Consider the following 9,536-nt stretch of genomic DNA (forward strand, 5'->3'; position numbering starts at 1 on the left):
ATTATGCGGCAAATATACAAATTATTTACCGCAAATATACGGTGTTTATTTTATTTTTTCACCGCACGTTATGATGTTGACTAGTCGCTTTACCATTGGCTATAACGCCCAACGCTACAGCCCTTTATCGAATACCCGCACTAAGATAACAAATAAATACAAATTGTCAACATAAGATTTTGCGCTCAGGTACAGATGCGCCAGCCAATGGGCTGTACCGTATGTGTGTGCCCTGCATGAGCATGCAGCGCACACTTGTTGTAAGCTGTTGAAAAAGATCAAAAATACAAATTTAATTTCAACGGATACGGGCAGGTGTGCGCAATAGTTTTCCAGAGGGTGAAAGTCCCTTACACACCGGGTGACGCCGGCAAGTGTTAGCAAGTCACAAGGTGGTTTACCGTAAGGTATGCACTGAAGGAAGCGAGACTGCAAAATCCGGTACTGACGAACAGGAACCTTACCGAGGCCTGCTCTGAGGTTGTCAATAACAAAGGAGCAGGGGGAATAGATGGCATGAGCGTAAGTGAGCTAAAATCTTACTTGGACACCCATATGGGTAAACGGCAAGTTAACGAAACGGAGAAAAGGTGTGCCACAAGGCAGCCCTATCAGCCCGTTATTGTCCAACATCATGTTACATGAGCTGGACAAGGAAATGGAACGACAAGGGTTACGGCTTTGTGCCTATCTATCAAAAAGGGGTAAAAGGCCAGTACCAGTTAATAGTTGAGAAAAGTCGCTGGAAGCAGCTTAAAGCCAAATTGAAGGAAGAAACCCAGAAAACCACACCCATGACCTTCGATGAGCGGGTACAGAAGATCAAAGCCATCCAGCGAGGCTGGATCAATAACTTCCGGCTGGCCAACATACTGGGCAAATTGAAAGACCTGGATGGATGGCTCAGGAATCGGCTTAGATACTGTATATGGTCCCGCCTCAGGCGGGATGGTGTGAGAGGCGCTCCGGTGGGCTTTTGCTCACCGGCCGTCTACTCGATTGTGCTTTCGTGCTTTACTTAACAGTCAGTTGTATTGATAAATTTAGAGCATTAGCGATTAAGGCAAAATTTGATAATCGAATATCTTCTCCTTTCTCGACCCGTGAGATATATGGTCTTTTTTTCCCAATAAGATCCGCTAGTTGACTTTGACTTAATTTCAATTCTTTTCTTCGGTTTTTAATGATCTCCCCAAAGTAAAATGAAAAGGCTTCATCTCTGAATTTATCTCGTGATTCTGAACCAGGTTTACCAAACCTTTTATCTAAAATTTCTTTAGAATTTATTAATTGTCCCATGTTCGTATTATTTACCAATAATTATTTAAAATTTTTCCTGCCTGCTTAATCGCTTTATTATAATCTTTTGTTGATTTCTTAATAAAACCATTCAAACAGATTACTTTGGAGCATTCAGCAAAATTGGGATGGTCAGTTGTAAACATTATTACTCTGACTTCATTCCCTGCTTTAATCCTGAGTTCGTAAAACTCCGTTTTGGTTAACTTCTTTACAAAACTCGAATGAACAATTTTAAGTTCACCGATAATTTCAACAAGTTGGAAGAACTTCGTTGAAATTCTTTCATTTTGATTGTCAATAAAGTCTAAACATTCAGGAGTAATCAAAACTTCTCTCATTTGGCAAAGGTAACGAATTAGTTACATTAAAACAAGTAATTTAAAGAAAAACCTAACTTTCTGAGGCATGAAGCACAACGGATGGCAATATGAAACGGTTGGGTTTTCGGAGCGCGTCTGTATCAACCGAGGAAAACGCTGATGCGAGAACCAAACCATCGCAAACTACTGAACCCCAACTGTTTTATATTGCGTGTGTGTGCCCTGCATGAGCATGCAGCGCACACTGACTGTAAGCTGTTGAAAAAATTCAAAAATACAAATTAAAACTCAATAGATATAGCTCAGTGTGTGATAAATTTCCAGAGGGTGTAAGTCCCTTATACGCTGAGGTAACGCTCAGAAGTATTAGCAAGTGGCAAGGTGGTTCACCGTGAGGTAAGCACTGAAGGAAGCCAGACTGCAAACTCCGGTACTGACGAACAGGAATGGCATATGAGGCATAGTTGTTTGGGGTAAGCAAGCACACCATTGTAACGCCCTAGAAGCACTTGTGAACAATTATGTAGATGTCGCAGCGATTGGAGGAAGGAATATGCTCTTACCAGGGGATATCTTGGAATAGATTTGGTTTCTATGAGCCAAGAAGTCAGCAGAGGCCATAGTAGTTGTGAAACACGAGCTGCGAACAGAAACCGCAGAAGACTCACAGATCAACGAAGGGCTGAACATTAAGATGTTCCAAATGCAGCCGGGATCGCCCGCCGCAAGGCGGGGAAGCCTTGCTATAAGCGGGACAGAGCACAAGAAGTAAACTTAAACAGGATGATCGAGCAGGTATTAAACCGGAGAAACGTAATGCGGGCATACCGTCAGGTATTGTCGAACAAAGGTTCGGCAGGCGTGGATGGCATGACCGTAACGGAACTGTATGAACACCTGACCAAAAACAGGGAACGTATAGCATCGGAATTACGGCAAGGGAGCTACCTGCCACAAGCCATCCTTGGGGTAGAAATACCCAAGGGCAACGGGAAGACACGCCTATTAGGCATTCCGACAGTTACCGACCGACTATTGCAGCAAGCAGTGGGACAGGTAATAGCCATCAAATTCGAGATGGAATTTGAGGATTTCAGTTACGGATTCCGCCCCAATCGCAACGCACAACAAGCGGTATTGAAAGCGCAGGAATACATAAACTCGGGTTATCACCACATTGTGGATATTGACCTGAAGAGTTTCTTTGACGAAGTTGACCATTGTATCCTACTGCAATTGCTGTACCGCAAGGTAAAATGTCCGCTCACCTTACGCCTTATCCGCAAATGGCTGAGAGCACCCATACTTATCAATGGAAAGCTTACCAAGCGCAGGAAAGGTGTACCGCAGGGAAGCCCGCTCAGTCCATTGTTATCGAATATCATGCTGAATGAACTCGATAAAGAAATGGAACGACAGGGGCTAAAGTATGTCCGATATGCTGACGACTTTAGTATTTATACGAAAAGTAACTACGCAGCCCGAAAAACCGGGAACAGCATATACTTGTTTCTCAAGAATAAGTTAAAACTACCCATAAACCGGGATAAAAGCGGAATACGCAAACCTGTACACTTTACGATGTTGGGTTTTGGATTTGTGCCCACCTATGTAAAGGGAGAGAAAGGCAAGTACCAGTTGGTGGTAAGCGACAAAAGCTGGAAATCACTCAAGCAGAAACTCAAAACCATCACACGCAAGACCACTCCATGCACCTTCGATGAACGTATCCAACGGATCAAAGAGGTTCAACGGGGATGGCTCGGATACTTCCGAATGGCAAGTATTCAGAGCAAACTCAAGGACCTTGATGGCTGGCTGCGAAATCGTTTAAGGTACTGCATCTGGTCCCGCCTCAGGCGGGAGAAGAAGCCTGAGCGGAAAAGAAAAAACCTTATACGACTTGGGATTGACCATGACCATGCTTACGCTTGGAGCCGTACGAGAATGGGAGGTTGGGCAGTAGCCCAAAGCCCTATTCTTGGCACGACTATTACCTTGGAACGCTTGTGTAAAAGAGGTTATGTATCAATGCTTTCAGTTTACGAGAAAATTGCTCCACATCTTAATGAACCGTCCCGCCTCAGGCGGGATGGTGTGAGAGGCGCTCCGGTGGGCGTTTTTGCTCACCGGCCGTCTACTCGATTGTAAAGCGTGACTAATCAATTTCTTTTTTCAGCTTTTCTGGATCCATCCGATTATCAAAAAGGGTAACAATTTTTATTGATTTTGAGTCGAATCTATAAAATAATGAAGTTTGTTTGGTTATAACGAACATATAAAGTCCATTCACAGAGTCAGTTTTTTTGCAACTTTCAGGATACTTTTGAATCTGTTTTATTGATCTGTCAAGTTTGTTGATGAAGTCCTTTTTAACTTTAAGAGACCATTCCGTTTCTAAATATTTAAGCAACTTATCAAGTTTTCTGGAGGCTCTTTTGGAAAGAATTACTTTTCTCATCATCTGTGTTTCTTCATAAAGTCCTCATAATCTACAATTTCTCCGTTCTCAATTTCTTTAATACCTTGCAAAATGTCCTCTTTTTGCTCAGATGAAAGAGTTTCCCAAAAATCAGGAGAGGGTTCCTTTTTAAAAAGCTTTCTAATTGATTCAAGGATCATTGGGTTGTCCGTTTCAAGAATCAATTTCATAATCTCGAGTTTTATAGCTTGAATATTCATTGTCGTGTCGTTTTAAGCAAAGTTAAGATATTCTCGCGAATGAATGATGATAGTTGTGGCTTCCCATGCTTTACAACGGTTACGTATATGAAACGTTTGGCATTTCGAAGCACTTTCCTGTCAAGTTACCAGTGCATCTGGCACGAGCTGTAACGCTCGATAACGCACTGACTGCCAAATGTTTTATATACGATGTTGAACTAAATCCCGCCTGCGCGGGATAGCCTGTATAAAAATACCCGATTCTTTCCATACTTTGAATTTTTTAACCAATAAAACTTCATATTATGAGAAAGAAATCGGGTTTTACTATTGTAGAACAAGCTATTGAACTTGTTCCTGAATTTGAAAAAGTTGTTCGTAAACTGGAACAGCAGGTTACCCTTCGAGGCCAGAGTAAAAGTACTCTCCAGAACTACATCCGGCGCATTGCCTTGTTTGTGCTTCATTTCGGGAAGCTTCCCGAGCAGATTGACCCGGAAGAGATCAACGAATACCTGGTGTCTCTGGCCCGGGATCCGAAATCTCCTTCACGCAGCAGTTTTAAACACATGGTTTACGGGCTGCGCTATTACTACCGCCTGCTGGGTATGAACAAGAACGCCATTGCACTGCCTTCGCTGAAGAAAGATACAAAACTTCCGCAAATTCTCAATCACCAGGAGTTGAAAGAACTCTTTGCAGCACCCACCCTGCTCAAACAAAGGATTGTCCTGACATTGATATACTCAGCGGGATTACGGGGACAGGAAGTCATTAACCTGAAGATCTCCGATATTGATTTTGAAAGAAAGACCATCCATATCAGGCAAAGTAAATACAAGAAGGACCGGATAGTTCCTCTGGCCGACAGCATGGCCGTTGGGTTAAGAAAATATCTGGCTGCAGAAAACCCTCACATATGGTTGTTCAACGGAAAAGAACCAGATGGCAGGTACAGTGTCCGGGGATTATCATGGGTGATGCGGGAGAATTTGAAAAAAACTTCCATTACCAAGGAGGTAAATCTGCATTCCCTTCGTCACAGTTATGCTACGCATCTATTGGAACAGGGAGTAAATATCGTAACCCTCAAAGAACTGCTTGGCCATGCAGAGATCACCACCACCATGATCTACCTGCATATTGCCCAATATCAGCTGGTAAAGGCGCATAGTCCCCTGGATTCACTTTATAATTATTATGGGCATGCGGCCAAAATATGAACTGGCTGATACGATACGTCTATTCGGTACCGGACTTTTTGATAAAGTAAAATTAACCCCCCTGCAACAAAAGGTGCTGGCTAAGATCGCCAGTTGCCGTACGGCTGCACTGGGCGGTCATGAAGAAGTATGCGATTCCTGTGACAACGTACGTTACAGCTACAACAGCTGTGGTGACCGCCATTGTCCCAAATGTCAGGCCGCCAAGCAGGCTTTTTGGATCGAGGATTTGATGAAGCGAACCCTTCCGGTAAAACATTACCACATCATATTCACGGTTCCTCACCAGCTGAATGGACTTTTCTTGCATAATCAAGCCTTGTATTACGGCCTGCTTTTTGCAGCCGTGTGGAATACCCTTCGATCATTCGGATATACGCATTATGGTGTGGAAAGCGGAGTTGTGGCAGTTCTTCATACCTGGGGACAGAACCTCTCGCTGCATCCGCACATTCATTGCATCGTTCCGGCTGCAGGATACACTCTCGATGGAAGATGGAAGAATATTGGGCCTTCGGGCAGTTACCTCTATCCGGTGGGTCAACTAAGCGATGTCTTTAAGGGAAAGTTCCTGGACAGCCTTAAACGTGCCTTAAAAAAGCACAATGAACTCCCCCTGTTTCATGCAAATATTCAGCAGGCATACAAAACCCGCTGGGTGGTCCATTGCGAGCCTGCACTGGCAGGAGCTGAACATGTGGTTAAGTACCTTGGACAGTACACCCACCGGGTAGCCATTACCAACCAAAGGATTCTGAATATTGCTGCAGACAAGGTAACTTTCGTGGCCAAAGACTACCGGGACAATGCAATCAAAAAACCGGTTAGCCTGGACGGGGTGGAGTTCCTGCGCCGTTTTACCCTTCACATCCTGCCAACCCGCTTTGTGAAGATCAGGTACTTTGGCATTTATAATCATACGGCCAAAAAAAAGATGAAACTGCAGTTTGTGCCGGAAACAAAACCGGATATCGAAACCCTGATAAAGGATAAGGAGCCTCCTGAAACACAGCTGCAACGCTTTGAGCGACTCACAGGTTATAATCCCTGTAAGTGTCCGGTATGTAAAAAAGGCCGGATGGTTGTGCTAAGGAAACTGCCCAGGATTCGATCGCCGGGAGAGAAAGCTGCTCCCGATTTTTTAGTGTCTAACTTCTAAGTCAGGCTTAGCTTGTATTAACCTGGCCGGGAGAAGTATGTACATCAGGGAGCAAAAATCGTTTCAAATCCCGGAATTATCGCCTTTTTTCAGATAGCAAAAAATCAAGGGGCAAAAAACTCCAGTAATTCAAGGAATCTTCAACCTGCTCAATTCCAAAAAACAATAAAAAACGTCATTAAGTGCATAGCTTGCCTGCTGATAGCCCGGCGGGTGTAGTTCAACATGGACTCCTCGCTGGGTCTTGCAGACCGCTCAGAGTCCTATTTATTAGCGGCTGTCATTTCTTTAATTTATTTTCATCAAAATCAATTCTTTCCTTTTCTTTATAATTGTTAAAACGCCAAATAAATCCGACATAAACAACCGGATAGCGTCTTTGAATTGTAGTAGTTTGATTTAACTCGGAAGATTGTATATTGTATTTAATTTTGTAAGTATGAAAAATATCAGTTCCGGTAAGTGTTAACGATGCTCTGTTTTTGAATAAGTTTTGTTTTATTCCAATATTAAAATAATAATAATCATCTCCACTTCCCTGTGGCGTAATTGAAGGAAAATAGTAATAGGCATTAAGTTGTAAAAATGTTTTTTCGAAAAGGTTAATAAGGGAATATGCCTTAATATTCCCTGAAATGCTTGATTTATTATTTGAATAACCTAAATTTGTGGCATCAATTGTTGTATAATACACATCGCCCGTAATATTATAAGTATGTTTTTTTAGAATTTTACCCGATAAAATTGCTTCTATCCCTCCCGATTGTTGGGTATTTAAATTTGTTGCGGTATACAAAACAATACTATCACTAATATTTGTAAAAATTCCCGTAAAAGCATCGTATTTATAACGGTAATATAAAGATGAATTTATAGAATATTTTTTATGCACATATCTGTATCCGAATTCAACTGATTGTATTTGTTCCGGTTTTAAATTTGGATTACCTGCTTCGGCATTACGAGGATCGCTAAATTCGGGGTTTGGATTTAATTCGTCCGGATCAGGTCTATTTACACGTTTTGAGTAACTTAACGAAATGTTTTTGTTGTCAGAAATATCATATCCTAAATGAATTGTCGGAAATAATTTAAAATAGTTGTTTGGTATTAGTGTGTCGGTCGGATTTACTAAATGCGAAGTAATATTAGTTTGCTCGGCTCTTAATCCTGCTTTATAACTAAAATCTTCGATTGATTGTCCAAATAATGCATAAAAGGCGTGTAATTGTTGGTTAAATTTAAACTGACTTAATTCTTCATTCTTGTTATATCGAATATTATCATAAATAAACTCGCCCATATAGCCACTTTCAAATTCGGCATCCTCGCCCAATGGTAAAACATATTCTAAATTTAATTCTTGCTGATTGCCACTTTTCTGAATAATATAGTTACTTGTTTCGATATTGGTTGTAGGAAATGTATATGATTGATTAAATGTTTTATCTTCTTTCTCGTTATAAGATGAGTAAATTGCTTCAAATGTTAGTGTATGGTCTTCTTTGTTCTTAAAACTATGTTCGTATGTAAAATTTGCTTCGCCTTCTTCTTCTAATTCATCATTTGTTTGGGTGTTGACGAATATATATTCAGGATCATTATAAATATCAAACAATGATATATTGGAACTGCCATCGTGATATGAATTTTGAATAAAATAATTTCCTGATATTTCAATATTGTTATAATCATTTATGTCATAATTGGCTCCAACTAAAACATTATGAGAAAAACTATTAGTTTTTGAGATGCCATCTTCATTATAATAACTTTGAATATTTTCTAAGCTATCTTTATAGGTTCTTGCATCAGTGTATAAAGCACTTGCATTAGAATGACGGATACCATAGTTACCAAATAGTTTAAAATCCTCAGCTCCGTAATTTAGAATTAAATTTGCGTTATATCTGCCTTCGTTACCGACATTAGCTTGTATTTGACCGTTAAATCCTTTATCTGCATCTTTTTTTAATACAATATTTATTATTCCTCCAACTCCGTCCGGTCGATATTTAGCTGAAGGATTTGTTATAACTTCAATTTTTTCGATACTACTAGCAGGAATTTGTTCTAAAATAGCAGAAGGATTTTTCCTTAATAATGCCGATGGTTTGCCATTAATAAAAAAAGTAATATTACCTGTATTTCTTAGAGTTATTCCACCGTTTATATCAACATTCACCGAAGGAACATTTTGTAATATTTCACTTGCGGTACTGGTCTCGGCAAGTACATCTTTTTGAACATTATATACTTTTTTATCTAAATGCGTTGTGTAGATTGCTTTTTCTCCCGTAACAATAGCTTCATCAAGAAGAATTTCAGAGGGTATAAGTTTAATCGTTCCAATGTTTATATCTTTATTTAGTTGCAGATTTTTAATAGTGTCTGTTATAAAGCCTATAAAACTTATTTCTACATTGTAATTTCCATTTGATATAGAGTTAATAATAAAAGTTCCTTGATTATCAGAAGTTGCTCCATTTAAAACTGAACCATTTGAATCAAATAGTACAATTGATGCTCCGGGTAAGGGTTCCTTACTTGTTTTTTCTATAATAGTTCCTGATATACTATATGTTTGTGAAAACGTAGTATTAATAAAAAAAAGAAAAGCGAAGAAGATAATGAATTTTGAAATAGCTTTATTTTTATATGCCATAATTTCGGTATTTATAAATTTTCACAAACATAATTGTCAATTTTGTAGAAATTTTGAAGTTCGCTGATTGCCGCTAACGGCCGGCGGGTCGAGTAGGCAAGGGGAGTTTCACCCCAAGCCTCTCACAGAACCGGACTTGAACCTCTCAGCTCATCCGGCTCTTGTTATACAAATCTACGCTTTTCATTACGAGAATCCCAAAC

8 protein-coding genes and 1 pseudogene are annotated in these 9,536 nt (G+C 40.2%); 4 read left to right on the forward strand and 5 right to left on the reverse strand.

The window, feature by feature from the left end:
* Window positions 1-634: 634 nt before the first annotated feature.
* Window positions 635-1,022 (forward strand): annotated as a pseudogene (locus KKA81_13105) (hypothetical protein).
* Here KKA81_13105 and KKA81_13110 read toward each other — a convergent pair.
* Both KKA81_13110 and KKA81_13115 read right to left on the reverse strand, forming a co-directional pair.
* Window positions 1,015-1,299 carry a helix-turn-helix domain-containing protein gene (locus KKA81_13110; GenBank protein MBU2651862.1) on the reverse strand — a complete coding sequence of 95 codons (285 nt, stop codon included), beginning with the start codon at window positions 1,297-1,299 and terminating at the stop codon, window positions 1,015-1,017. The pseudogene KKA81_13105 and the gene KKA81_13110 overlap by 8 nt on opposite strands.
* An 11-nt stretch (window positions 1,300-1,310) precedes the next feature.
* Window positions 1,311-1,640: a type II toxin-antitoxin system RelE/ParE family toxin gene (locus KKA81_13115; protein MBU2651863.1), complete on the reverse strand. Its 330-nt coding sequence runs from the start codon at window positions 1,638-1,640 to the stop codon at window positions 1,311-1,313.
* Between the two features lie 765 nt (window positions 1,641-2,405).
* On the opposite strand from KKA81_13115, the gene ltrA reads away from it, so the two are divergent.
* On the forward strand, window positions 2,406-3,773 hold the full coding sequence (ltrA, locus tag KKA81_13120; protein MBU2651864.1) for a group II intron reverse transcriptase/maturase: 1,368 nt from the start codon (window positions 2,406-2,408) through the stop codon (window positions 3,771-3,773).
* A gap of 7 nt (window positions 3,774-3,780) precedes the next feature.
* On the opposite strand, the gene KKA81_13125 is transcribed toward ltrA, so the two are convergent.
* The gene (locus KKA81_13125; protein MBU2651865.1) at window positions 3,781-4,086 is read right to left on the reverse strand and encodes a type II toxin-antitoxin system RelE/ParE family toxin; all 306 of its coding nucleotides are present in this window, start codon (window positions 4,084-4,086) and stop codon (window positions 3,781-3,783) included.
* Complete coding sequence (locus KKA81_13130) at window positions 4,083-4,304, reverse strand: hypothetical protein (GenBank protein ID MBU2651866.1); 222 nt, start codon at window positions 4,302-4,304, stop codon at window positions 4,083-4,085. Before KKA81_13130 ends, KKA81_13125 begins: the two co-directional genes overlap by 4 nt.
* A gap of 287 nt (window positions 4,305-4,591) precedes the next feature.
* Here KKA81_13130 and KKA81_13135 point away from each other — a divergent pair, with 287 nt between their 5' ends.
* Window positions 4,592-5,509 (forward strand): site-specific integrase, encoded by a 918-nt coding sequence (locus KKA81_13135; GenBank protein MBU2651867.1) that lies wholly within the window; start codon window positions 4,592-4,594, stop codon window positions 5,507-5,509.
* Complete coding sequence (locus tag KKA81_13140) at window positions 5,493-6,668, forward strand: IS91 family transposase (GenBank protein MBU2651868.1); 1,176 nt, start codon at window positions 5,493-5,495, stop codon at window positions 6,666-6,668. The genes KKA81_13135 and KKA81_13140 overlap by 17 nt, the downstream gene beginning before the upstream one ends.
* Window positions 6,669-6,948: 280 nt before the next feature.
* On the opposite strand, the gene KKA81_13145 is transcribed toward KKA81_13140, so the two are convergent.
* Window positions 6,949-9,333 (reverse strand): TonB-dependent receptor, encoded by a 2,385-nt coding sequence (locus KKA81_13145; GenBank protein MBU2651869.1) that lies wholly within the window; start codon window positions 9,331-9,333, stop codon window positions 6,949-6,951.
* Window positions 9,334-9,536 lie beyond the last annotated feature (203 nt).

This window comes from Bacteroidota bacterium, from assembly GCA_018831055.1.
GTDB lineage: Bacteria > Bacteroidota > Bacteroidia > Bacteroidales > B18-G4 > M55B132.